Consider the following 25551-nt stretch of genomic DNA (forward strand, 5'->3'; position numbering starts at 1 on the left):
TCGCGACTAACAGCTATTTTAGGATTACCACTCTGCCGGAGAAAATTTTTCGCGTCTCAGTTCCCGTTTTTAAATTCAGCTTATAAACATACGTTCCGGACGGAATATGTAGGTCCGGGATCCAATACCAGTCCTTTGTTCCAGCACTTCCTAATTGAACGTCCCCTTCATCCAGAGCAACCCCTTTAAGCGAATACATTGTCCAGTGAACCGATTGTTCAGCCTCTTTGCTCCCGGCGTCTAAACGGAACCTAACATAGGACGAAGCTGGGTTTGGGCTTACTGTGAGCTGATTTTCCTGATTTTCCTCTATTACCTTAAATACAATGCGATAGGGGTTGGCCGAAGCATTGGAAGATGCATCTTTTGCATTAACCAGTAATTCATATGTGCCTGGTTTCAAGTCCTGAGCTTGGTAAGTTATCGTTATAGATCTCTCTGTTAAGGACGATATTTTAAGACCATTGCCTGAATAGGAAAGCTTAGTAAAGTCACAATCGCTGCCCTCGCAAGGCTTGATGAAAACATTGACCAGTGAAGTGTCGGGAGACAAAATGCGATCATCCTCGAGCTTAATAGCGATCGATGTACCGGGATCGACCACGTCATTATTTTCAATAATTCTATCATCGAATTTAACTTCCAAAACCGGCGCAATCAAATCCTTCAACGGAGCACTTGGGTAGAAATTTAATGTTTTGGCGACATCCCATTCAACAATAAGCTCGGAATTATTATTCCCTTTGCTCAACTCTGGCAGCGTATTAACAGGGTCTATTTTGAAAAGAATCCGCTTAATATTTTTTCTGTTTGCAAATGAGAATGATAGTGTATCCTGATAAGCCATAGCAGAAACGGTCTCATTTTTTATTTCATTTTTACCATCGTTGTATTGTATTTCGACTTGGACAGGCACTTTTTGATCCTTCATGTAGCGCCCTTCATTTGCTAACTGAACAACTGCCCGAATGGTGGCTGAGTTGTCGATCGTTTTACCGGCGGATTCAGAATAGAGCAGAATAGCATCATTTGCCCCAACGGCGTAGTCAGGCTTACTTACTGTGACCACTTTAATTGCCGGATCGCCTTGCAACAATGATTGATGAATGTTCGCGATGTCGTATTGATTGGCACCGGCACTCACAATCTTCTGGGCAACTACGGCCTGGACTCTGCCGATAGAAGCGCTGGAAGTCGCTTCGTCTGCAAACATTGTGTTGTAGAGATTACTCAGGTATTTGCTGGATGAACTCACATAACTTTCAAATGAATTGGCAACCAAGGCAACCGTGCCCTTTTTCGGCGTTAGTATCCAATCCATAGATAACGGTCTCCGGTCTGATGCAGTCGGACTGGTGTTATACCTGGCCGCAAAAACGTTTCCTACACCGCATCCATTGAAAAACATGAAAGGATATTTCTTATAATTATTGTACCCCCTGTCAGCGTCTGTAATGTAGCCCATATCCAGGTCGGTAACAGTTGCAGACCCATGTCCGAAATAAGTGATCATGCCGACGCCCTCGTTAACTTGCGGCGTAATGTTCACCTTTTCAACCTCGGAAATGGCCTGCTGCTTTACAAAAGGCGTTACACGCCCGCCAACAAACCCATTTTCAACAGCCGGTTTGAGCGTTTCAAGCACATTTTTTAGCTGAGTTATTTCACTCGCTGACTTTCCTCCATTCAAATGTAAAATCTGCTTTCTCCAACCCAGTTCCTCACCATCATTCAATTCATATTCTTTTACTTTTTCCAAATAGTCCTTAATGTGCTGATCTGTCATTGCGGGCAAGCGACCTACGCTCAAAGCGGGAACGTCACGGCTTACCCCGCCTAGTCCTTCAACCAAAAGAATGTCTGAGGCTGGAAACCCGATAGTTGGAACCTCTTCCGGCAGTTCTTTTTTCATGCGTTCGGTCAATGATATTGATTTCCCGATCAGAAAAAGGGATTTGTTCTTTACCCCATCTGAAATCATATAATCAGCGAATCGACGAATACCGAGCGGACTAGGTTCACCGTAATTAAACTGATTATACACATCCTTAATGTTCGCCACCACTGTTTTAAAGCCTCCGCCCGTTTGTGAAGCACGATACGCAGCATATTCAGTCGATCCGGCCAGCAAATTTTCACCACTCACAATCATGTAGTTCGCGGCTTTCGGATCAAACCTTTGAAATGTAACAGCACTGACCTTCGTTGCAGGAACTGCGATTACCTCATTTGTAACCAATAATTTTGACGTCTTACCTGATTTTCGGGGAACCATGAAATTGGCGACATTACCAGCGATGACACGCAATGTGTCTGTTATATCATAAACTTTTACGCCCGCCGGTGCGCCCGTAGTCGCAACTTTGCTTAATATGCCTGCTTGCGGGTCAAGGGTTAATTCAACCGATTTTTTGGAAGCTATTGAGAAATTTTGCGGATAACTCACCGTGAAGTAAGCCAGCGAAAACCGCTCGTATTGATCGGTGCTAACCGACTTCAATGCAATAACCCCTTTAAAATTGGCATCCAAATCTGCTTTTTCAATTTCAAATTCACCATCTACCCCCTCGAAATTGGAACTGGCCAGGACTTTCGCCAACCTAAGCGTTTGTTCCGTTTTGCCGATGTAGACCTCCACTTTTCTTTCATTATTACTTCTCCCATGCACGAGCAATTTCACCTTTGGCTTGATGGAGTTGCTCACCAAATTGGTTAATTGTATGGGATATACCGACTGCACATTTTTTAATATGTTAGGCCCGGTCCTGCTGGCGCCTTTCTCGAAAAAGCTGTTGAAGAAGTTGGGGCGAAGCGGGCTGTTTGCGCCGAGCGAATAGTCTGTGCTGAGCACTGTGGACATCTTTGCTATGTGATACCCCACCGCCGGAGTCGATTCATTGACTGCCCTGGTGACAGTTTCAGCCCGAAGTGACTTAGAAGACGATACAGTAAGGAAATAAGCAGATTCGTCAGAATAAATGCTGTAAAATGGGTTCAGCCTGGAACTCATGGGGCGATATAACAGGGAGTCGCTTTCTCCGGTATTTGGAACACCATAGAATGATATTTCCTTATTCTCAATAATGATAGCGACCTGCTTTCCTAAATGCCAGAGTTGTAATTTTTCTGGTTGATTAACCGGGAAGGATGCAGGAAGAACAGAAAATGGCACTTTGTGTATCCCTTTCGCATTCACTGCGATCTTTACGTAGGGTTGCTCGTAATTTATCCAGCTATTCGCATAAGGTGCAGCTGATTGCGCAAATCCTTCCCTGATGCAAAGGAATGTAAGCGAAATAGAAAAAAGAAGATGGAGAGTGTGTTTTATCATCATTAATTTTTTTTCAAAAATACAAAAAGCATAGGCTGCAGTGTGTGACACAACCTATGCTTTTTTTGCTGATTATTTTATTGTTTAACTAGTTTCCTCGAAATCACGTCGCCATTTTCAGTCAGGATTTCAACAATATATTCGCCGGAAGCCAGGTTTGAGATGTCCAATGTTAATTTGGTTTCGTTTCTTCTAACCACTCTTCCTTTGATATCCACCAAATTCCAGCTTTTTATCGCAACCGGCAGATCCAACTTAATTTCTACAAAATCACTGGATGGATTCGGAGAAACGACAAGTGAATTCGTGTAAGGTCTGTTAACCGACACAATGGATGAAAGCGTCTTTTTACCCTCCTCGGTTTTTCCCTCGGAAACTTTATCTACTTGCACCAGGCGGTAATAACTTGTTCCTGGCAACGGCTTGTTGTCAAAGAATTTGTAAACGCTTTCGGTAGCCATGTCACCATTTCCTTCCACATACCCGATTTGCTCAAAATTCTTGGCATTATAGCTTCTTTCCACAAGGAAATGGCTGTTGTTTGTCTCGGAATTCGTTTTCCAAGCAACTTCAACAGAACTGGCCGAAACCAGCTTCGCTTCGAAATAAGACAAGTCAACCGGCATACTTCCTTCCGTGCTGATCAGGATCCTAAGCGCCGGATCTCCCAGTAACAATGTCTGGTGCATTTGCGCTTGTCTTTTGCTGTAAGAAGCAGAAGCTATTCTCGCATTTTCATCTGCACCAAGTCTGTATGGATTGGGATTGTTTTTGGTTTCAATAGCCGTCTTGCGTAGAATCTGGCCGATAGTAAGGCGGTTCTTATCGCTTTGCCCGAAAATAATTGGGTAAAGCTCTTGCAGATATTCATTGCAGCTCTGGTTGTATCCGGCCCATGTGTTCCCAAACACGGCAACAGCGCCTCTTTTAGGATTTAATAGCCAGTCAAGTGATTGGGCACGCGAAGAGCTAACATTAACCGTTTCATTAAACTGGTTGTTAAATACGTTCAGGATATCACAGCCATTGTAATACATGATCGCGAATTTACCTACCCCCGCGTCTACGTTCTGATCCGTGTATCCTTTTGCGTTGTCTGAAACGTAGCCAAAGTTGTAGTCTGTTTGATAAGGCGCACTGTGTCCAAAATAGGTGATCATTCCTACGCCTGAATTAATAGCCGCAGAAATATCTAAAGGCTGTATTACATCACCATTCTGGGTCTTGTTTCTAACATCAATGGTTCCTCCAAAAGCTCCGGTGACAGCGTTACCTGCAGTAGCCAAGTTTCCGGAATGTATCCCAACTTCGCTAAGACTTTTTCCGCCGCTCACATGAAGCACTTTTTTTCGCCAGTCCAGTCCCGTTGTCGAGTTTTCGTACACTTCCACTTTCTTAAGATATGCACGAGCCTGCGCATTGTTGATTGCAGGAATCCGTCCCACGGGAATTGCCTCTACATCCTGAGGCTGACCACCCAGACCTTCAACTAGCAGAAAATCAGATCCAGGAAAACCAACGGTTGGCACTTCATCCACCAATTCCTTGGCTACAATTTTATCATTTCTTGTGATCGACTTTCCTAAAAGCAACAAGTATTTTTCCAAGTTGCCATCAGAAACCATATAATCCACAAAGCGCCGGATTGCCACAGGGCTAGGCTCACCATAGTTGAACTGGTTGTAAATATCAGTAATGTTAAAGATGGTTGGAGCCTTGTACTTTTCGCCTGGGGTTTGTTCAGTACGATATTTTCTGAAATCTTCCGCGGCATCCAGAAGCGTTGTATTGGATATAATCAGATAATTGTAATCGGACTTATTATAGTTGGTAAAACTAACCGGGTTAATTTTGGCATCAGCGACCGTTGTTGGTGTCTGATTCGTTGCCAGTAAAACCAGCTCGTTCGCATTGGGTCTTGAGAAAACCAAACTCGCCGCTGTACCATTGATAATCCGAGGCTTATCAATGTCCGTAATATCATAAAATTTCAGTGTACCGGCAGGCGCACCAGCGATAACGATTTTATTTTTTACCCCTTGTGAAGTCGCAGCAAAACGGAACTCGGCAGAAGCCGCGCTCAGCATATTGATTTGCTGATTGTAAGTTACATTGTAATAAGTCAGGGAAATCACATCATAAATGGTGTTGCCCTGGATATTTTCCGGACTGGCATCGGTCTTGAAACCCAACAAACCCTTGCCGTTTGCATCCAGGTCAGTTTCTTCCAGGTCAAAGTTGAACTTGCCGAAAGTGAAACCGGCAATGTATACCATGCCTACCTCTCTCAGGTTGGCAGCATCTTTTCCAACGTAAATATGAATGTTCCTGGAATCACCCGGATTTGAAGGAAAGAAGGTCCGCCCGTTGATCAACACTTCCACCTTAGGCTTATCTGTGCCAGATCTGGATTTAAGTGTAAAATCAAAGTCTTTTGTAGCATCTTTCGTGTGGATCGGATGGGTGGCACTGTCAAAAAGCCGCGGACCTGTCCTTGTCTTTCCATCCTCAAAAAAACTATTCTGGTCAATGGGTCGCAAAGGAATCGTTGTCGCATGCGAGTACTCGTTCGCCAACTGATAATTTTTTGACTCCGTTCTGATGTGCTGCGTTAAAGTAACCGACGAAGCATCACTTAATGTCTCTTCCGGAGCGCGGTCACCATTAGCAGATCCAACCGTTAAAAAGTACGAGCTTTCATCCGAATACATGCTGTAATACGGATTCGCCCTCGATGACGTCGGCCTGAAAAGCAGTTCGTCTGATTTGCCATCATTCGGCACGCCATAAAAAAGCAACTCAGCATTATCGACTTTCAGGATATTAACCTGCTTGCCCCTGTGCCAGAGCTGCAATTTGGCCTTATCCGCATTTTTGATCTCATTGGGCAACTTTGCAGAAGTCATTGCCACCCGGTAAACGCCTTTGGTCAATGCTCCGCTTACCACACCCACATTAATCTTAACCCAGGGCTGGGAATATTTCCCTGCCAGCCAGTCATTCCCATAGGTTCCGCTCCACTGAGCCTGCACTTTTAAATTAATAGTGGTGAATGAACAAACCAGTACCAATAAAAAAATAGTTTTTGTAAAAATTCTTGCTCTCATAAATCTCCCGTTAGTGTATCCCTTTTAAGTAAATCTGCTATCTAATATATAAGTGTTTTATATATATTTATGTGCACAAAATAAATAATAAAGCTACGATAAGTTGAATAGTAGAACAACTTTTTAGTAAAAATTCTATGGCGCACCTAGTAGTTTACGTGACAGCGGGTAGCTGGCCGACTTCGGGATTGACATCGCAGATTTTTGGTACAATTTTTATATCACTATACGAAAGCGAAATTTGTAGTGCCTGTGTGTGGAAGTAACCCCTCCAAAACTTAGGTATTTGTGACATTTCCTATTTTATTTGTCTTAAATCTATTCACTGTTTAACTAAAACGTATACTACTATGCTTAAAAAATTAATGGTGGTCGCCTGGCTTGGTCTGATTGGTCTATCCCTGGGTTGCGACGGAGAGAAGGGCGATGTTGGTCCGGCCGGACCTGCGGGACCTGCTGGTGCAGTTGGCCCTAAAGGTGACTCTGGCGTTGCAGGAAAAGACGGTATTAGTGCCAAAGAGCTTGTGACAGGACAAGTTGAAAGCACAAATGGCGGATATACGCTGGGTAAAAATAATTTAACAGCAGCGGACACTGCAATGTTATCAAAAAGTGTGGTAGTTGTGTTTATCAAGGCTCAGAACCTATGGTGGGCAGTGCCGGGAAAAGTTGATTTTGCTGTTGGCAAGTCTACAACCTTCAATTTTATTACGCTTCTGAGAGGCAATCAATTCTTCATTGATATCAGACCTGTTTCCTGGACTGATGGAGGTGATAAAGCGCCGGAACGTGTGTTTCAAAGCATAAGAGCGGTTATTATACCATCTGAGAAATTCAGACGTAATGCCGAAGTGGACTGGAACAACTACGAAGAAGTTGTTTCAACGCTGGGACTTACGGATAAGGACATAATCAAGGCGGATCTATAAGTTCCGATTACCCTGATTTTTAAGGAAGCATAATGCGTTTAACGTGATTGTGCTTCCTTATTTTTTTATCCGATTTTAACCCATCCAAGTTTTAATTGCCCGCAATCAAGAACTTGTAACCAGCCATAACTTTTCTTTTTTAAATTAAACTATTTTCGGGGCAAGATGTGTTAACTACATTGTAGCAATTAATTTATTGTACTATTCCGGGCTAGCTAGCCCATGTATCATACCATTTTTTTCTCCGATGATTACCAAAAATTCTTCAAAGACGATCTCCCCTGACATTGTTTTGATAGGGGCCGGTATCATGAGTGCAACTCTTGGAGTTTTGCTTAAAAAATTGAGTCCGTCCATCACAATCTCTATTTTCGAAAGGCTGGACCGGGTTACCGCCGAAAGTTCTGACCCATGGAATAATGCAGGAACCGGACATTCTGCTTTCTGCGAATTGAATTACACGCCACAGCTGGAAGACGGCTCGGTAGACACAAAAAAGGCGATTAAAATTGCTGAGTCCTTCGAAGTTTCAAAAGAATTCTGGTCTTACCTTGTGGAAACCGGCATTATCGATTCCCCTGACGCATTTATCCACAACATCCCACATCTTAGCTTCGTGTGGGGAAATGATAATGTAGAATACCTTAGGAAACGTTACGACGGTCTTACCAAACATCATCTTTTCAAAGGAATGGAATATACCGAGGACAAAAGCGAGATCAACTCATGGATTCCTTTGGTTATGGAGGGGCGCGATCCGGAAGAAAAAGTCGCAGCAACGAAAATGGACCTGGGCACGGATGTCAACTTCGGAACGCTTACCAAATTCATGTTCGAATATCTTGAAAAACAGGAAGGCGTAAATCTTTATCTGAATCATGAAGTGGATGATTTCGAAAAGAAAAAAGATGGCTCTTGGATCATAGAAGTGAAAGATCGCGCTACCCGAAAAACTTCAAAGGTTCAAACCAAGTTTGTTTTCATCGGAGCAGGTGGCGGATCATTGCCGCTTCTTGAAAAATCTAATATTCCTGAGGGTAAAGGTTTTGGTGGTTTCCCGGTAAGCGGCCAATGGCTGGTTTGCAACAATCAGGAGGTCATTGAAAAACATCAGGCGAAAGTCTATGGAAAAGCTTCTGTTGGCTCACCGCCGATGTCGGTGCCGCATTTGGACACACGAATGATTGATGGCAAAAAAGCACTGCTATTTGGGCCTTATGCCGGTTTCTCAACTAAATTCCTAAAAAACGGATCATTCCTGGATCTGCCTTTGTCCATTAAGCTAGATAACATCAGACCGATGCTAGCAGCAGGAATCCATAACATTCCTTTGACCAAATATCTGATCGACCAGGTAAGACAATCTCCGCAAGATCGGTTGGAGGCTTTGAAAGATTATTTGCCTGAGGCGAAATTGGAAGACTGGGACCTGGAAATGGCCGGTCAGCGGGTGCAGGTGATTAAAAAAGACAAAAAAGTAGGCGGCGTGCTCGAATTCGGAACGGAGATGGTGACAGCGGCCGACGGTTCATTGGCAGCATTACTGGGAGCTTCCCCGGGCGCGTCAACGGCTGTTTCGATCATGTTGGAACTTATTCAGAAGTGCTTCAAAGAGGCAAAATCAGAAGACTGGCAGGCAGAATTTAAAAAGATCATCCCATCATTTGGCAAGTCACTGGCAAAAGACGCAGAGCTGGCCGCGAAGACGCGCGCTTGGACGACGGAGGTTTTAGAACTGGGCGCTTCGCATTATTCGGAGGAGTTTAGTGCTTAGCCATGCAGTGTTTTGACTAGTTGATTAATTTATAAATAGCAAAAGCCCTGGATTTAGATTCAGGGCTTTTTTGCATTTGACCGTATACTAACCCTATCTCACCGAAGGCTCATCGGTTTCATTCTTATTAGTCTTTATCGTCCAAATTGGACTTCCAAATGTTTCACACTATTCACAAAACCGATGAGAAAACTAATAACTCCGCTAGCCATCTCGGCAGCACTTTTATTCGCCAGCCAAAATTCGTTCGCGCAAAACGTGGGTATCAACACCCAGCAACCCGATCCAAGCGCCGCTCTTGACATTGTAGGGACAGATAAGGGCTTGCTTATTCCCCGTGTTTCGCTGCAATCGCTGATAGACAATGTAACGGTTCCCAATCCCGCAAATGCATTGCTGATATACAATACGAATGCAGCAATCGGAAAAGCTGGTTTCTACTATAATTCCGGAACGTCCCAAAGTCCCATATGGAGTCCTATTGGAGATCTGGCACTTCCCTATGCAAAAACAGGAAATGGTCCCGGGGCAGCATTTTTCATTGAAAACACAAACGATGCACCGACATCCTCAGCCATTACAGGCAACAGTGTGGATGCGATCGGGCTACGAGGTGTTTCTCAAAATGGAAGAGGGGTCGTAGGCTCTGCTATTTCAAACGGAATCGGTGTATTCGCTTCAAGTGCAAATACAAATGGCACAGCGCTTGAAGTAAGCGGACCAGTTAAAATCTCGGGTCCTGGTCAGTCTCCTGGGAATGGAAAAGTGCTTATGTCGGATGGGAGTGGGAACGCTACTTGGGAGAATATTTCTGGGAATGTTGCTTTTCGGGCGAGTGGAATTTTGGGAGGCGGAAATCAAATTATACCACTACACTCTGAGATCAAAGTTGCATTTGCAAATGAAGCTTACGATTTAGGATCTAATTACAATAATTCCAATCAAACTCCTCATAGTACATTTATCGCTCCAAGTGATGGAATATACCATTTTGATGCATCCGTTGGATCTGCCTGTGGAAGTGGTTGCGACTTTAAAACACGACTAAACTTAATTTTGACTAGAAACGGATCTTCGTCTATAATCGAACAAACCGGTGCGTATGGAGGAGGTCAAACATTTAATTTCTTATCTGTTGATGTAGCACTAAATCAAGGTGACTTATTGCATTTGCAACTTATATATGATACCTCAACGACATCCGAAAATATCATTATGCAATCAGGAAATTTTAACGGAAGGCTAGTAATTCCCGAATAAATCAATTTCATGCTGTCCGACCTAGGTCATATAATTACCATAAAACGGGAAAAGAATGTATAACGGCTGGCATCCTCTTCTTTAGATTTCTCAAAACGCCAACCCCCTCAAAAACCGCAACCCATCAACCGCAATCGCCTCCTTAGAAGGCTCCACCTGCCTCCAAATCGAGGCGGCCTTTGCGATGATTTTCACGTCTGGGGTGAATGATTCTATGACGATGTCGCCCTGGTAGTTAATGTTGTCCAAAGCTGCGAAGATGCGGTCCCAGTTGATTTGGTCGCCGCCGGGGGTTCCGCGGTCGCCGCCGGATGCGTGTAGGAGCGCCAGTTTATTGCCGGCTAGTTTTATGGCGAGTGCGGGGTCTTTTTCTTCAAGGTTCATGTGGAAAGAGTCCAGATGCACCATTAATGCTTCGCTTCCAACATCTGCGATCAGTTTGAGGACTTGTTCGCAGGTGTTTATGAAGTCTGTTTCGTAGCGGTTCAAAGGCTCCAATGCCAATTTTACATTGTGCTGCGCTGCATAATCACCGAGTATTTTCAGATTTTTCACAGCCGCGCGCCATTGCTTTTCCCTTTTGTCATCGGGATAGAGGTCAGCCCTTCCGACAGACGAATAGATCGGCCCGGCAACAAGCTGGCTTCCTAAAATCGGCGCAATGTCGATTAATGTCTGAATGTATTCCAGTGAAGTAACCTGCTCCTTCCGGTTGCCACGCAAGTCGCGTCCGGGACCGGTTGCTGCGCATACCGAGCGGCACTCCAGCTCATTTTCATCGAGCGCTTTTCTGATATATGCGGCATTAATGTTCGATGGTTCCTCCACCGCGATCTCCACAAAATCAAATCCCCATTCCTTGAACTTCGGAAAAAAGGAAACGCTTTCATTCGTAAATGGCGAGGAAAACAAATATGTATTAATGCCGAATTTCATACTAGCGACTTTGAGTAAAGATGCGAACGCCTTTTTTATTTCCGGTAACGATATCCAGAAGGCCGTCATTGTTCAGGTCTTCCACGGTAACGTGCAAGCCTACGCCCGAATCATTGTCAATTTCGTGCCTGGTCCAGCTTGGAACTTTTCCCGGCTTGTATTCAAACCAATAAATCACGGCCGGCTCAAATTCGCCCGGGTCATTTCCATGGTGGGCGAAATATCTTTTTCCTGTGATGAAATCCATGTTTCCGTCGCCATTAATGTCGGCTAGCGCAAGTCCGTGCGTTTGCGAAAATGTGTTGTCGATGCTATGGTGACGCCAGGTTGCATTGCCTTGTTCATCTTTGCCCTGCTCATGCCACCAAATGCCGTAATCATGCGCCGACGCACTCAAAACATCGTTCAGGCCGTCGCCGTTGAGGTCCATGACATACATTTGTGAACAATCTTTTCCCAGATCGGCGGAATGAAATTTCCAATCCGCATCTTTGGCGACCTCGGCTGGTCCTGCTGCCGGACCTTCCCACCAGCCGTTTCTTACCAAAACATCTTTCCTACCGTCGCCATTAATGTCGCCATAACCAATGCCGTGCGTGTACATGTGCGTAGCATTGTTTGCATCATTGCTGATCGTAAATTTCTCCCATTCCGTCTCCCCTTTTTTGGAGGGACAACGGAGCCAGATCACCTTTTTGGCGGTAGGATCATTGCCTAACAAGTCCAGACGACCATCTCCATCAATGTCCACCAGCATAGGCGACTCATTTCCTACCGAAGAATGGATCACGTGGGTGGGCCAGTAACCGGCTTTTCCTTTTGGGTTTTCGTGCCAAACAGACGCTTTTCCCGGCCAGTCGATCCGGATCAGGTCAATCCAGCCGTCCTGGTTCACGTCCATGGCGAAATCCAGAAATGAATCGCTATATCCTCCATTAACAATGAATGAATCGGGTTTTGCAAGCTCGTGGGCCTTCCAACTGGGTGCTTCAAACCAATAAGCGCCGGCTAAGATGTCCTTTTTGCCATCCTTGTTCACGTCGCCCATGGCCGCGCCTTCGGAAATGAATTTTTTAATCAGAACCTGCTTTTTAAATGAGACTGCCCCGCCCTTTTTCTGTTTGGTCTGTGCTTGTGAAGCATAGGCCGAAAGCAGTAAAACCTGGATCAGGCAAAGCCATTTGAATTGTTTTGCAATTGTTCTCATTTACTAAGGATTTAGATTTCTATTATTAAAATGAAAAGGCCAGCAATTTTACTGCCGTTATTTTACACTCAGCAGATAATCAAGCAATGCATAAAAGTCTTTTTCAGGAATGATATTTCTAAACTGATCGGGCATTAATGTATATTTCGACGCACGATATTCTTTCATTTCGTTTTTCGCCACTGCAAATTCCTGACCGGTTAAGTCCGCAAAAACGAGCGTTTCACCCTCTGTCCGGCGATAAAGTCCGGTTAATGTCTTATCGTCTTTCAATGTAATGTTATAAGTCCTGAAAGCCTCCGTTATATTTCTGTTCGGGTCAAGTATTTTTTGGGTTAATGCTTTATGGCCCCAATTTCCAATGCCGTCAAGCTGCGGTCCTACCATGCCTCCCGAACCCTGGATCTGATGGCAAGCGCTGCAATTTTGAACAAAAACAGCTTTTCCAGGCACATTAACACTGCCTGTTGGCTTAAATAAGGCAATCCGGTCATCGATCAGCTTTTGTCTCACCACGCGCTCATCCGCTCCTGCGGCGAGAAATTTGTCCATTTGCTTTTGCTGATCCGATTTAGCATTGATCGAAAACCGCTCTTTAACTGGAATTTCGTTGGCAATTTCCACATTCACCTCTTCTTCTTTAAAGGCATTCAACAGATACGTTATACCCTCGGAAGTGCTCGCCAAAACCGTCGCAATCGCAACTTGCAGGTTCCTCGCTCCGCCAGCCATTTGTTTTTTCAACATTTCAAAAACCGGGGTTGAAGGTTCCTGACCGATTAGCTCAGCCAGTTTCTCGCGCAACGCAGGAAGCTCAGCCGGATTGTTGAACAAATCTGCCAACAATTTTCCGTTGGTTTCAGGATCAATGCGCATTAATGCAGCCGCAGCGGCGCTTCTTACAGCAGTTTCGAGCCAGGTCAGTTTTAAAATTCTTTGCAAATCCGGCTCGTTTGATTTTAACTTATATTCCGCGGCTATATCAGCAGCCAAAACACGCTGAGAAACAAGCAATGCCGGGTTTTTGGCGGGTTTTTCCTTCTTATCGGGAATGTTACTCAGGAACGACGTGGCCAATTTTGCCCCCCAGTCCTTCATTTTCTGCCCCGGTTCCGCACCGCTTTGTTTCACACCTGCGCGAATGGTTTTATATAATGACAATTGCGTTTCATGCTCATTTACAAATTTTCTGTTGATCAGATCAATCGCCTGGTCCAGCTGATAAGGCAGCACATAACGCCCGATATGTTCGAGATTTTTCACTAATATTTTGGAAGGCAAATCGTGACGAAGCGTGTAATCAAGCAGAAATGCTGCGGCAGAACTGGACGGAACATCCAGCATGGCCCGCGTTAACAATGCCAGTTGCGGCTCATTCCAGGCCATGGCAGGCACACGCCACATCACACCCGGATTTCGCAGATTATTCCGCACACCAAGGAGGGCCGTGTAGCGCAAATGAGTGTCCAGCGAATCTGTTGTCTCAAACAATTCCATTAGTGGCGCTAAATTTTCGGCATCTGGAAACCGCGTCAACACTTCGGCAGCACTGCGTTGAATAAAGGGATCATTGCTTTTTAAAGCCTTGATAACGAATGCTTTCTGCTTCTCAAATGAACTCTTATTTTCTCCCACGATTCTCAGCGCATGGATTTGGATCAATGCATTGTTGTGGTTTAATGCTTTTTCCAATGCTGTATTATCCAGTGCATTAAGCCTGTGCAAAATCCACAAACCGTGGATATAAGCCGTAGGATCAGCCGTGGCCAGCATTGTTTTTACGGGTTCGACTGCTTTGTTTTTCCAGGAATCTACGATCCGGTCGGCCACTTTCATCCGCGTGTTTATTTGGGGATGGGTTAATCCAACAAGCAGTTGTTCTATCGACGCCTTTGACCAATCGGTTACCGGCATATTGGCGTGCGGCTGATCTCCCTTATAAGTGATTTTCCAGATTCTGCCGCTAACCCGGTCGCGCCCGGGATGGTTCAGCGCCACTTCGTAATGTCCGATGATGCGGTTATAAAAATCGGCAATGTATAATGCGCCGTCCGGGCCAAGTTTCACATCAACGGGCCGAAACCAGGGGTCCTTGCTCATCAAAAACGGCTCTTCCTTCTTCGAAACGGGCGTTGTTCCATTGTAAGTCATTGTATTCCGGTCGATGCGGCAGGTTACCACGTCTCCGGTGAAAAAGCTGTTTCTGTATGGTTCTGGAAAATGTGTCCCCGTGTAATACACGAGCCCTGCGAGTGCGGTGGAGCCTAATTCATAGCTCATCATTTCCGGTGCGAAGCCCAGTCCGGCCGGTGCTTTTTTGCCGAAATGCGGATAATCGCCACCGAAAATGAGCTGCGCAATGGGTTTTGTATGGCAATCAACCGAAAACAGATAACCCTTTTCATCAAATGCATAACCAAATGGATTCACCCTGCCGAACGTCGTTTGCTCCACGCGGCTGCCATCCATTTTCACACGAAATGTATTTCCAGAAATCATTTTCACGGAATCGCCATCGGTTCCGGCAATATTGGAAGTGTTGGAGAAACCATGACAAACATGCAGCCAGCCATCATAACCGCGGATAATGTTGTTCACCATGCCATGCGTGTCCTTGTGCCCAAACCCACCCAAGAGCACTTTTTTGCTGTCCGACTTGCCATCATGATCCGCGTCTTTGAAATAATAAAGATTGGGAATGCTGTATGCGATTGCGCCGTCGGAAACGGGCATTATGCCGATTGGAATGTTGAGATTATCCTCGAAATGCGTGAATGTGTCTGCTTTACCGTCGCCGTTTTTATCTTCGAGGATCGTGATGCGGTCCTTACCATCACTCGTGCCGGCCGCGATGGGATATTCGGAAGATTGGGTAACCCAAAGTCTGCCGCGGTCATCGAATTCCATGTTCATGGGCTTGGTAATGTCCGGCTCGGAAGCATACAATGTTATTTCGAACCCCGGCGGAAGCACAAACCCCAACTTTTCCTGCTCTGGCGTGCGAAATTCGGAAGTTCTGACGTGCTCTGCGTAAATGTCGTTTTTGCGATTCCTGGCAACCGTTTCGGAAGATTTGGCTACTTTTTGACGGGGAACGCCGCAGCCCTGGCCGAGCAAAATAGCAGCAAGAAGCAAAATTGCTTTTCTGGAAATTGAATACAATTTCATTGGAAAAAACGTGAAAGAGGTGGTTTAGGAATTCGCCCGATTACTCGGCCTTATCATAAAAAACATTTCTCACCCGTTTTTACTGCAAGTCCTCCCCGATGCCGACGGGTGCGTTGCGCCAAGGATACAACGCGGTCACCATTTAGTGAAATGCTGAGGCAATGTCTTCCAGACTTACGCCCAAAACCTTCTGCGAAATCGCTCCGAGTGTTTCCTTGCTGCCTTCAAAATGATAAGTCCGTTGGCGATGCGTGAGCGTTTCGCCTTTCTTTAAAGCTTTGGCCGGCGAGTTGGATTCGAGTTCGTAGAATGGGCCCATTTGCGTTCCGTCGGCCAGTCTTCCATCATTATAAGCATTCAATGCATCGCCATCGTAAGGATCTTTGTGGATCTCCCAGGTTGATTTGAGATACTTTTCCGCTGCTTTGAGATCGTATTGAATAATGGTCAGAATGCCTTTTTCAGCATCGTAACTTCCTGCAACATCACGGGCTGACTTGGGCGCAATGCCTATTTTGCTCCTGAATTTCCCATCGGCTTTGAGATAAACCGCTGAGCCTTTCACTGCAATGCGGTCAGCAGGGATTTTGCCGAAATAGTCGTCGGTTAGCAAAGGTTTTTTGGATAAATGAGTTGAAAACGGCGCGACGATCACCGTTTTTTCAGTCGGTTTAAACATTCCCAGAAGCCAGATTCCAAGCATCCCGGTTTCCGCTTTCCAGTCGGTGCCTTTGTTTGTAAGTGCATTAACAGACTCATAAGCAACCGATTTGCAGCCTTCGAGAGACGCAATGTTCAGTTCAGAAATGATCGCAGCTTTATCCAGCATTGAAATTTTGCGGTTTATTTCAATCACAAAAACGGTTCCGCTGTAATTCTCGATTGTTGCATCCGCACGGAAGCTGACCGAAGAACTATTCGTTTCCACGGCCTCATAAATGACCGTATCAATGATCGCGGGCGTTTGCCAGTTGGCAAAATCGAATGTTTGTCCTTTTTTGAAATAAACCGAAAACTGGCCGCCTTCGGGTGAAAGCCAAAAGCGCTCTTCTCCGCCAAATGCATTGATATGCGGCTGATTTACACCGCTTTCGATCAATTTGTAGTTGATCCAGCCGTAACTGTTGCCTTCACTTCCATTGGCCGTGCTGGTCATCACGCGTCCCTGATATTCGGGAATGATAATGGCCTGGGCATCAGCATTATCCGGCGCTTGCAGGATCAATGCACTGTTATGTTTTTTCAAAAAGGCGACATCATAACCGAATGTGCCTTTTGCCTCATGATTTGTTTGCTCCAATGTTTTCTGATCGCTTTGGTTATTGCTCCGGCAAGCATTTAATGCAAAAACCGCCAGAATCAGTAAGGAAACGGAAAGATGTTTTTGCATAAACAAAACCATTAAAACTACTCCCTCAAATAATTGCCGTATCCAACTATCAAAACAGATAACACAATGACCAAAATACCTGAAATGATCGTAGTGAGCGTTTTTTTGCTGATCCCGTTCCATTCTTTCAGGATCAACCCCCATGAGTTGGCGACCAGTATGATGAATGCCATGTGCAAAATCCACGAGCTTGGACCATTGCCCAGCTTGCTCTCGCCCATGCCGTAAAAGAAAAACTGCAGGAACCAGGTTGTACCGGCGAGTGCCGAGAAAATGTAGTTAGATAGCAACGGCGTGCTGGAATTTGTGTAGTCACCAAATGTTTTGTTACGCGCGTTCAGAAGCATGCACCAAATAAAGTTGGTGGTTAAACCGCCCAAAAGGATCACAACATAGGTCACATTGTTTTGGAATAAAAACTCACCCTGATCGGGATTCAGCGCTTTCCAGGCTGCATTAGCTTCCTCTGCCATCACCTTACCCGCATCAATCCCGAATGCGAAACAAGCGCTTAACACGCCGGAAATGATCGAAACTGTCAACCCTAAGCCTATTTTGAATTCCGTTTTATCATCCGCAACATATCCCGATTTTTTGAGATCCTTATCCTTCATCGCGCCGGCTTTTCCACAAATGATAATGCCGATCACGCAAACGAGCAAGCCTAGCAAAACCATTTGTCCCCAGCTGTTTGTAAACAAATCTGAGATTGTATCTTTTCCTGGTCTGGGTGAAAACTGATAGTAAACGGACGGGATTAATGCGCCGAAAACGGAGCAAAGCCCGAGAATAATGGAACTTCCGAGCGAGACGCCCAGATAACGAACTCCTAATCCGTAAGTTAGCCCGCCTATGCCCCACAAAACGCCAAAAATGTATGTTATTAGTAAAATGCCTCCATCGGTGGAAGCGATGATGTCGGTGAAGCCCGGGATAGTCAAATATGCGGCTAGCGGCGGGACGATAAGCCAGGAAAAAAGCCCGCCGACGATCCAGTAGGATTCCCAGGCCCAGCCCTTGACTTGTTTGTATGGAATGTAAAAACTGCCGGAAGCAAAACCGCCAATAAAATGGAAAATTACGCCGAGAAGAGCTTGCATGAAAAATGAATTTTATCTTGTAAGAGCTTTTCTGCGGCTATCTACTTGCTAATTTGCTACCATCACTTTCCGCACCACGCGGCTGTTATCCGATTTCAATTCAATCAAATACAACCCTGCCGGCCAATATTCCGTGACGATTTCCTGCTCGATATTCGCATTCAGCTTTTGATCTCTGACGATTTTCCGGCCGCTTACACTGATAATGTCAAACGTTGCTGATTTTGAGGACTTGATCTTTAAATAATTGGCAGCCGGATTTGGAAACACATTAACAAGCGGCCCCGTTAATGGTTCGTTGCCCGTAATGGTCACCGGGACAATGTTGGTCAACAACCTGAGTCCACCCGCATTGCTGCCGACGGCGATATCCGGCTTTTTATCCCCATTATAATCGCCTGCTGCCAGTGCCAGATAATTGCCGAATGACGGCGCGGAGGCTTTTCCGTTCTGTTCCACGAGTAATGTTTCCCGCTCTGTCCATTTACCCCAGTCGGCTCCGTGAAACAGGCGAATGTTGCCTGTGTGGTCTGCTGTAAGGACGTCTGCACGACCATCGAGATCAAAATCGGCCACGGCGAGTTGGGGCGAACGGCCTTCAAAGCTAATGGCAACACCCGCAAATGCGTCACTTTCCAGCTTGAATGTAAATTGCTTGCTGGTCCCGGTGTTGGTATAATAATAAATATTGCCCTGAGTCTTACCCACGAGTAAATCCAGGTCGCCGTCGCCGTCCACATCGTAAAAATGGGGTGAATCGCCGGTTTGGGATTCGGTTGGCATCGCGATCGTCACAGCATCAGCAAGATTCAGTTGCGCTGGCGCGCCTGCGGCCGCTTTGTTCGGAACATAGCGGTATTCCAGTTTTAATGTTGTGGTAGAAGTGGCTGCGAAACCGAGGTCGGTGACGCCATCGCCATTGAAATCAGCCCATTGCGGCTTAATGTTGTAAACGCCGAAGGCAGAAGCCAGATTAAGATAATTTTCTGATTCGACTTCAAATGCGGGCGTTGTGTTATTTCCATTATTTTTCAAAAGCCAGAAACTGCCCTTAAAACCGTTTTGCCCGGGAATCCCGCCAGTTCCGATCAGCATATCCAGATCGCCGTCACCATCCATGTCGAAAAATGAAGGTGCTGCATTTTCACCGACGTCCAGCATCTGATCTTGTAAGAAGTTCTTTTTTATGAGTTTAAAATCCGGCTTTGTGTCAGTCCCCGTGTTTTGATAAAACCAGCCGGAAGATTTGAAATCGGTCAGGTTACCATCGTTGGAAGCCGTGTTAGGCGCAATGAGCAGGTCTTTTTTTCCATCAAAATCCACGTCTTCCATAAATGCGGCAGGGAAAATATGTAAAAGCACGGGGTTAACGGCTGGGTAAGTGTTGGTATAGGCTGTAAAATTACCGATCAAACCGCTTGCTGAATTGGTTAAAAATGAGATGTGCGTGTTGCTGACGTGACCTGCCAAAAGGTCCTTTTTGCCATCACCATTCAAATCCTGCAACAAAATAGAATTTCCCGCATGCATTTCGCGATTGCCGGAACTAACGGTCACCCCGCAATCCAGGCCGAACTCAAAACCTTCGTCCGTGCCTTTATGAAAATTCCCCCAGCAGTCGCCGTTACGCTGAAAAACGGGGGTTTGCGAATTACCAAGGCTATCCGGCACGCCAAATGTCTCCACGCTCAGATTTTGGTGCAGCTCAATGTAGTTCCCCGAAAAATCGAAAAGCAACAGGTCCAGATCGCCGTCATCGTCCACGTCCACAATGCCCGGAATGTCTGTTCCCGAGACCTGCAAATTGATATTGCCGGAAAACCCTTTGGTATAAAGCACTTCCTGCATTTGCCTGAATGTCCAGGACTGCCCTGTTTTTACCTGCCTGTAAACACTGATCCCTAATGATGTGCTCGTGAAAAGGTCCTTATTCCCGTCGCCATCGTAATCGGCGAGGATTATCCAGTTATCGGCTTTGGGAAAAAGCGATTCGTAATAGGGTGTGTGAATGAATGCCTTTTTGCCTGGATTCAGCGGGTCAGCTGCGGCCAGGAATGTGGTGATTTTGCTGTTTGTGCGATCATAAACGACCATATCCTCGTCCGCATCATTGTTCAAATGCATTTTAAGGAACTGTGAAGCATTGAGTCCGCCGGCCCAGGGATTGGTCAGTTTTGCACCTTTGGAAGTTACGCTGGTCAGCGTGTCGATTTTAAACCATGACTTTTGCGAAAAAGCATTTGAAAGCGTTATAATGTAAAAGATGAAGAGGAAAAAGGAGGTAAATTTCGTTCGCATCGTTGAGGAATAATCTATTAGTTTTGCGGTTCGTGCCGGCCGTCGCACTGGGGCGCCGGGCAACTGGCACCGCGCGGGCTTGCTTAACTTGGTTTTAAACCTAACGAAATAAGCGCTTATAACTTTATATTGAATCAGGATTTCATGTATACTTCGACCGAAACGCTCCATAACCACTTTCAAAACAGTACCGCCATCTCCACCGACACCCGCAAAATCAGCGAGGGTTGTCTGTTTTTCGCGTTAAAAGGCGATAATTTTGACGGCAATCAATACGCAGCGGAAGCATTAAGCAAAGGCGCCGCTTATGCCGTGGTGGACAATGCGGAAATGGTTGCTAATGAGCGTTTTTTGCTGGTGGAAAATGCGCTGGAAGCATTGCAGGACCTGGCCAGGCATCACCGCAAAACTTTTACTTTCCCGGTGATCGCATTAACTGGCTCTAATGGAAAAACCACCACGAAGGAGCTGATTGCGAAGGTGTTATCTATGAAATACAACACATATGCAACCAAAGGAAACCTGAACAACCACATTGGCGTGCCATTAACGATCCTGTCCATTGACCCTGCCAGACACGAAATGGCGGTCATTGAAATGGGCGCGAACCATCAGCAGGAAATTGCTTTGCTAAGCACCATTGCTATTCCTACGCACGGACTGATCACCAACATTGGCAAGGCGCATCTCGAAGGTTTCGGGGGAATAGCTGGCATTATGAAGGGCAAGGGCGAACTTTTCGATTTTCTTTCCAAAAAGAAGGGCACTGTTTTCGTGAATACCAAAGATGACGTGATCATGGAAATGGCCAGCAAGCGCCGGGCATTTGGTGAAATCGTCTTTTATTGCTCGGATAACAGTGCGGTAAATCCTGTTTTGGTGCAGGAAAGTCCTTTTGTAGTTTATCAAAACAATGGGAAAACGGTTTCTACACAACTGCCAGGCGGCTACAACTTTGACAACATGTGCGCTGCGCTGGCGATCGGAAAGCATTTCGGTGTGGAAGACAGTGATGCCAATGAGGCCGTTGCGACTTACAAACCGGATAATAACCGTTCGCAAATCGTTAAAAAAGGGAGCAATACGGTGATTATGGATGCTTATAATGCTAATCCATCCTCTATGTCGGCTGCCGTTGCCAACTTTGCCAGCATTGACGCACCACGGAAAATGCTGATCCTGGGCGATATGTTTGAGCTGGGCGAAGCCGCCCCGGCAGAGCATCTGGCTTTGGGGGAACAGATCGCAAAACATAAGTTTGATATCGTGATCCTGGCGGGCCAGCTCATGCAGCACGCATTGCCTGCGTTGCCAAAAGCTTACTATTTCCCCGACAAATTTTCGCTGCACAACTGGGTTATGGACAACCCGCAAGAAAATACATACATATTAATTAAAGGATCACGCGGCATGGCGCTGGAAACGGTGCTGAACCTGATGCCGGAGTGAGTTTTATAATTTAAGTAATTATTAGTTAAATTATATCGGCCGAATTTATCACACTATTGATAAAATTGATAAATATCAGTTCTTGATAAATAAAATCAAATTCATTTGATTAAAACAACACTTTCCTTATATAATACCAGGTCCAAAGTTGTCTTGTGCAAGCGCTGGTTGTAGTTTTGTAACATTAAAAATGTACAAATTATAAACCAACGCACAATCATGTCAAATAGGATTTTATCCGTGGGATCTACCTTCCCAGCATTTAAAAAAACGTCAGTTGTTTCGCTTGAAAAAGGCAATGAATTCTACGATATTACCTCAGAAGATCACAAAAACGCTGAAAAGTGGATGGTAATGTTCTGGTGGCCAAAGGATTTCACTTTTGTATGCCCTACCGAAATTGCTGAGTTCGGAAAACACGTTGAAGACTTCGCAGACCGCGACACTATGCTGATCGGTGCTTCTACCGACAGTGAATTTGTTCACCTTGCTTGGAGAAAAAACCACGACGATCTGCGTGACCTGCAATTCCCCATGCTGGCCGACACTTCTAAATCGCTTGCAGAAGAATTGGGTATTCTTGAAGCAAACGAAAAAATCGCTTACCGCGTAACTTACATCGTTGATCCACAAGGCGTTATTCGTTGGGTAAGTGTGAATGATCTTTCGGTTGGCCGTAATGTTGGTGAAGTAATCCGCGTTTTGGATGCTTTGCAAACAGACGAACTTTGCCCTTGCAACTGGGTTAAAGGTGAAGCAACATTAGCTTAATCACAACCAGAAATGTATCCATTCGCAACGACAGGGAATACGAAAGATTCCCTGTATAAAGAAGTAAACCTGCCTGCAGAATTTGAAAGTGTGCTGATCAATAAGCTCGCCGCATTGGACCACCGTTATCTGAAAGATTTGAAGATTAATGTGGGTAATGTGCTCAAATCGCAGACATTGAACCGTAAAGAAGCGCTTCTGATCGCGCTTTCGGTGGCCGTGAACGAGAAAAATGCAGCGTTGATCACCGCTCTTGAAGAACTGGCAACGACGGAAGGTGCTGATGAAAAGGAAATTGCAGAAGTAACAGCCTGCGTTTCTTTGATGAATGCGAACAACGTTTTCTATCGTTTCAGGCATTTCATGCACAAGGAATTTTACGATAACTCTCCCGCTGGAATCAAGATGAGCATTATGGTAAATCCTGTTTTGGGCAAAGAGTTCTTTGAACTTTTGAGCCTCGTAGTCTCGGCATTGAACGGCTGCGAAATGTGCGTCACTTCACATGAGCAATCGGTGCTGAACCATGGCGGAACGCCTGCGCGTATATTCGACGCAGTTAGGGTTGGCGCTATTTTTAAAAGCTTCACTGTTTTGGTGTAAATAAAAATTCCCAGGTCCGAAATGGCCTGGGAATTTTGCACTACTACTCTTTACTCCGTATTTCGTTAGGCGGGTTCGTCAAGGCGACCCCGCATTTTTTTATTCCGAATAGCTGATAAAAGCTATATTATTTCCCCACATCGTTGACGGCTCAAAATCAATGGTGATCTCATTCTCATATTCGTCCTCGGAAAAGTGTTTTCTTAATTTCAAGGGCCCTTTTCCTCCTTCTCCGTTGTAATAGGCCGTCATGGTGTATCTGCCCAGCGGAATGTCTACCAGCTTTCCGTAGTCACTTGTAAAAGGCTCACCATGTTTCATTTTGAGCGTCTTACCCTTTGAACCGTCGATGAGATTCCCAACAGGAACCAGCGTGAATTCAATGTTTTCGGAATCGTAAACGCTGCTCATGACATCTTTATTCACCTCAATGGTCGCGCCATAGTAACCTTGCGCTTCCACCGGTCGCCGGCCACTGAGCTTCCACTGGAAGTTCCGCACAGCGCCGTTAATGCTGAACTCTTCGTACACATCAGGATCCAGATCCAGCTCATATTCCCGGCCATTGTATTTTTTTGTAATATGCGCTGAGGCCATGAATGTGCCTACTTTGGGCAGCTGGATCTTGTAATTTCCCTTTTCATCCGAAGTTCCGATGGAATAAGATGCGTAAATCATGGTATTGTCCACCACCACCTTTACACCTGGCATAGGCGACCCGTCCGTATTGGTGATCTTCCCGGTTGTATATCCTTCTTCCGGTGCTGCTTCATCCGGCGAAGGGCCATCGGTTTCGGTGCATGCGACGGCCATCAGCATGAACAGACATTGCATTAGTACGAAAACGCGTCTCATTTCTTAGCGATTTTTTGCAATTCCGTGGTGGAAGAATCCTCGCCGACCGTTTCTATCGACTTCACGATGCCTACGCCCGGAGCAGTCCATAGTTCAACTGTACAAACATCTTCGGTTTCCTCGACTGGTATGTAAAGGCTGGATAATTTTATATGCATTTCATATTTATACTCCCACTTGGTACACTTGAATGTTCCTGCCGGCGTCGTTATTTCCTCCTGCTTAGTCGCCTTCCCATCCAGATAGGTCAATGTAGTTTCCCAATCTGCCTCGATTTTGTTTTTCTCATCGATTGGTATCAGCAATGCTATGTCAACCTTCAACGGATCTTTGCCGAAAGTTACGTTGCTGCCGACCGTTCCTTTGTTTTCCAGCACCTGCTTTTGGGGGAACCCGCTCAATTTAACATCCTCAATTTCAGCGAATTCTTCTACGATATCGTATAATGCATGCACGGCATCCTCATGAAGCATTTCGTTAGTCGTGAGTCCGCCCTTACTGAATGCCCGGCTTCTGGTTGTAACAAAAACCCTTCCCTCCTGGATCACATTTTCAATATTGTATACGGAAATTCCCGAAGAATCCTTTGTATTAACAACTTGCAATGTGGAACTGCTCTTTTCACCGTCACTGTCCAGGATCCTGTATGTATAAATCTGATCTTTCTCAGGCAAAAACGCTTTGTCTTCGGCAGGCGGATTGCCGTCGTCCGGCTTGACATTGTCTTTGTCATCCTTGCAAGATGCCAGTGAAACAGCTGCAATTGCCAGTGAAAGAAACACCTGCCGTGTTTGACGGGCGAATGTAATGGAAGGTTGATTTTTATTTAACATGGCTTTGTAATAATTAAAATATGAAACGGATTATAATATACGTATTTGGTTATGATCAGCGGATTTTGAAAACGAGATGAATCAGCAGTAAGAGAAACCCGGAAATCGAAAGGTAACCCCTGATCAAAATGAACTTTAACCACTCACTCCTGGCGCTTTCAAAACCGGCTTCTGTGTCGATTGAGTTGCTATTGATTAGCGCATTAACGGGCTCGCTAAATTTCAAAATAAGCGCCATATCGGCCACCAGAAACAGAAAAGCAAGCAAAACAGGCGCATAGGAAAGGAATCCGGCACTTTTATCACTCATCAAAAACCAGATGAACATAACGGCCAATGCAGACAAGTACAGCACCTTGAATTTGCCCCGGACAATCGGGTCAACAGCTTTGCGAAGCACTATAAAATCATCGGCTGGAATGTTATACAATGCTTTTCCAAAACCGAAATGGTAAAACGCGCCTTGTGCTGCAATGAAAAAGTAAAGCACAATGCCAATGATCCGAACCACGGAAATTAACTCAATTGGTTTCATACAAT

At 45.4% G+C, this 25551-nt stretch carries 17 protein-coding genes; 6 read left to right on the forward strand and 11 right to left on the reverse strand.

The window, feature by feature from the left end; all coding sequences use genetic code 11:
- Positions 1-13: 13 nt before the first annotated feature.
- Both porU2 (NFI81_RS15645) and porU2 (NFI81_RS15650) read right to left on the reverse strand, forming a co-directional pair.
- On the reverse strand, positions 14-3334 hold the full coding sequence (gene porU2, locus NFI81_RS15645; protein WP_234611512.1) for a putative type IX secretion system sortase PorU2: 3321 nt from the start codon (positions 3332-3334) through the stop codon (positions 14-16).
- Between the two features lie 74 nt (positions 3335-3408).
- Entirely contained in the window at positions 3409-6438 is a 3030-nt protein-coding gene (gene porU2 / locus NFI81_RS15650; RefSeq protein ID WP_234611511.1) for a putative type IX secretion system sortase PorU2, read from the reverse strand.
- Positions 6439-6788: 350 nt separating this feature from the next.
- Between porU2 (NFI81_RS15650) and NFI81_RS15655 the strand changes: the two genes are divergently transcribed.
- The 3 genes from NFI81_RS15655 to NFI81_RS15665 all read left to right on the forward strand — a co-directional run bounded on the left by NFI81_RS15655 (position 6789) and on the right by NFI81_RS15665 (position 10401).
- Positions 6789-7367, forward strand: coding sequence for a hypothetical protein (locus NFI81_RS15655; RefSeq protein ID WP_234611510.1), 579 nt, complete (start codon positions 6789-6791; stop codon positions 7365-7367).
- Positions 7368-7614: 247 nt separating this feature from the next.
- On the forward strand, positions 7615-9141 hold the full coding sequence (locus NFI81_RS15660) for a malate:quinone oxidoreductase (RefSeq protein WP_234611509.1): 1527 nt from the start codon (positions 7615-7617) through the stop codon (positions 9139-9141).
- 183 nt (positions 9142-9324) lie between these two features.
- Positions 9325-10401 carry a phage tail-like protein gene (locus NFI81_RS15665; RefSeq protein WP_234611508.1) on the forward strand — a complete coding sequence of 359 codons (1077 nt, stop codon included), beginning with the start codon at positions 9325-9327 and terminating at the stop codon, positions 10399-10401.
- Positions 10402-10491: 90 nt separating this feature from the next.
- On the opposite strand, the gene NFI81_RS15670 is transcribed toward NFI81_RS15665, so the two are convergent.
- From NFI81_RS15670 to NFI81_RS15695, 6 genes are all read right to left on the reverse strand, one after another.
- Positions 10492-11337, reverse strand: coding sequence for a sugar phosphate isomerase/epimerase family protein (locus NFI81_RS15670; protein WP_234611507.1), 846 nt, complete (start codon positions 11335-11337; stop codon positions 10492-10494).
- 1 nt (position 11338) lies between these two features.
- Complete coding sequence (locus NFI81_RS15675; RefSeq protein WP_234611506.1) at positions 11339-12544, reverse strand: FG-GAP repeat domain-containing protein; 1206 nt, start codon at positions 12542-12544, stop codon at positions 11339-11341.
- 57 nt (positions 12545-12601) lie between these two features.
- The gene (locus tag NFI81_RS15680) at positions 12602-15712 is read right to left on the reverse strand and encodes a PVC-type heme-binding CxxCH protein (RefSeq protein ID WP_234611505.1); all 3111 of its coding nucleotides are present in this window, start codon (positions 15710-15712) and stop codon (positions 12602-12604) included.
- 142 nt (positions 15713-15854) lie between these two features.
- Positions 15855-17102, reverse strand: a complete 1248-nt coding sequence (locus NFI81_RS15685) for a DUF6786 family protein (protein WP_234611504.1) — start codon at positions 17100-17102, stop codon at positions 15855-15857.
- A 17-nt stretch (positions 17103-17119) separates the two neighbouring features.
- The gene (rhaT, locus tag NFI81_RS15690) at positions 17120-18202 is read right to left on the reverse strand and encodes an L-rhamnose/proton symporter RhaT (RefSeq protein WP_234611503.1); all 1083 of its coding nucleotides are present in this window, start codon (positions 18200-18202) and stop codon (positions 17120-17122) included.
- A 48-nt stretch (positions 18203-18250) separates the two neighbouring features.
- Complete coding sequence (locus NFI81_RS15695) at positions 18251-20500, reverse strand: T9SS type A sorting domain-containing protein (protein ID WP_234611502.1); 2250 nt, start codon at positions 20498-20500, stop codon at positions 18251-18253.
- Positions 20501-20644: 144 nt separating this feature from the next.
- Between NFI81_RS15695 and NFI81_RS15700 the strand changes: the two genes are divergently transcribed.
- The 3 genes from NFI81_RS15700 to NFI81_RS15710 all read left to right on the forward strand — a co-directional run bounded on the left by NFI81_RS15700 (position 20645) and on the right by NFI81_RS15710 (position 23323).
- Positions 20645-21949 carry a UDP-N-acetylmuramoyl-tripeptide--D-alanyl-D-alanine ligase gene (locus NFI81_RS15700; RefSeq protein WP_234611501.1) on the forward strand — a complete coding sequence of 435 codons (1305 nt, stop codon included), beginning with the start codon at positions 20645-20647 and terminating at the stop codon, positions 21947-21949.
- Positions 21950-22168: 219 nt separating this feature from the next.
- Entirely contained in the window at positions 22169-22720 is a 552-nt protein-coding gene (locus NFI81_RS15705; RefSeq protein WP_234611500.1) for a peroxiredoxin, read from the forward strand.
- A gap of 12 nt (positions 22721-22732) precedes the next feature.
- Entirely contained in the window at positions 22733-23323 is a 591-nt protein-coding gene (locus NFI81_RS15710; protein ID WP_234611499.1) for a carboxymuconolactone decarboxylase family protein, read from the forward strand.
- 99 nt (positions 23324-23422) lie between these two features.
- Here the strand turns inward: NFI81_RS15710 and NFI81_RS15715 are convergent, their stop codons facing one another.
- The 3 genes from NFI81_RS15715 to NFI81_RS15725 are packed head-to-tail and all read right to left on the reverse strand — an operon-like array spanning position 23423 to position 25546.
- The gene (locus NFI81_RS15715) at positions 23423-24178 is read right to left on the reverse strand and encodes a carboxypeptidase-like regulatory domain-containing protein (protein ID WP_234611498.1); all 756 of its coding nucleotides are present in this window, start codon (positions 24176-24178) and stop codon (positions 23423-23425) included.
- On the reverse strand, positions 24175-25011 hold the full coding sequence (locus tag NFI81_RS15720) for a TapB family protein (RefSeq protein ID WP_234611497.1): 837 nt from the start codon (positions 25009-25011) through the stop codon (positions 24175-24177). Before NFI81_RS15720 ends, NFI81_RS15715 begins: the two co-directional genes overlap by 4 nt.
- A gap of 55 nt (positions 25012-25066) precedes the next feature.
- Complete coding sequence (locus NFI81_RS15725; RefSeq protein WP_234611496.1) at positions 25067-25546, reverse strand: hypothetical protein; 480 nt, start codon at positions 25544-25546, stop codon at positions 25067-25069.
- Between the last annotated feature and the right edge of the window lie 5 nt (positions 25547-25551).

The organism is Dyadobacter fanqingshengii (assembly GCF_023822005.2).
Taxonomy (GTDB): domain Bacteria; phylum Bacteroidota; class Bacteroidia; order Cytophagales; family Spirosomataceae; genus Dyadobacter; species Dyadobacter fanqingshengii.

Coding starts and splice junctions, on each gene's coding strand:
- porU2 (WP_234611512.1), bottom strand. CDS start 3,334: ATGATGATAAAACACACTCTCCATCTTCTTTTTTCTATTTCGCTTACA.
- porU2 (WP_234611511.1), bottom strand. CDS start 6,438: ATGAGAGCAAGAATTTTTACAAAAACTATTTTTTTATTGGTACTGGTT.
- NFI81_RS15655 (WP_234611510.1), top strand. CDS start 6,789: ATGCTTAAAAAATTAATGGTGGTCGCCTGGCTTGGTCTGATTGGTCTA.
- NFI81_RS15660 (WP_234611509.1), top strand. CDS start 7,615: ATGATTACCAAAAATTCTTCAAAGACGATCTCCCCTGACATTGTTTTG.
- NFI81_RS15665 (WP_234611508.1), top strand. CDS start 9,325: ATGAGAAAACTAATAACTCCGCTAGCCATCTCGGCAGCACTTTTATTC.
- NFI81_RS15670 (WP_234611507.1), bottom strand. CDS start 11,337: ATGAAATTCGGCATTAATACATATTTGTTTTCCTCGCCATTTACGAAT.
- NFI81_RS15675 (WP_234611506.1), bottom strand. CDS start 12,544: ATGAGAACAATTGCAAAACAATTCAAATGGCTTTGCCTGATCCAGGTT.
- NFI81_RS15680 (WP_234611505.1), bottom strand. CDS start 15,712: ATGAAATTGTATTCAATTTCCAGAAAAGCAATTTTGCTTCTTGCTGCT.
- NFI81_RS15685 (WP_234611504.1), bottom strand. CDS start 17,102: ATGCAAAAACATCTTTCCGTTTCCTTACTGATTCTGGCGGTTTTTGCA.
- rhaT (WP_234611503.1), bottom strand. CDS start 18,202: ATGCAAGCTCTTCTCGGCGTAATTTTCCATTTTATTGGCGGTTTTGCT.
- NFI81_RS15695 (WP_234611502.1), bottom strand. CDS start 20,500: ATGCGAACGAAATTTACCTCCTTTTTCCTCTTCATCTTTTACATTATA.
- NFI81_RS15700 (WP_234611501.1), top strand. CDS start 20,645: ATGTATACTTCGACCGAAACGCTCCATAACCACTTTCAAAACAGTACC.
- NFI81_RS15705 (WP_234611500.1), top strand. CDS start 22,169: ATGTCAAATAGGATTTTATCCGTGGGATCTACCTTCCCAGCATTTAAA.
- NFI81_RS15710 (WP_234611499.1), top strand. CDS start 22,733: ATGTATCCATTCGCAACGACAGGGAATACGAAAGATTCCCTGTATAAA.
- NFI81_RS15715 (WP_234611498.1), bottom strand. CDS start 24,178: ATGAGACGCGTTTTCGTACTAATGCAATGTCTGTTCATGCTGATGGCC.
- NFI81_RS15720 (WP_234611497.1), bottom strand. CDS start 25,011: ATGTTAAATAAAAATCAACCTTCCATTACATTCGCCCGTCAAACACGG.
- NFI81_RS15725 (WP_234611496.1), bottom strand. CDS start 25,546: ATGAAACCAATTGAGTTAATTTCCGTGGTTCGGATCATTGGCATTGTG.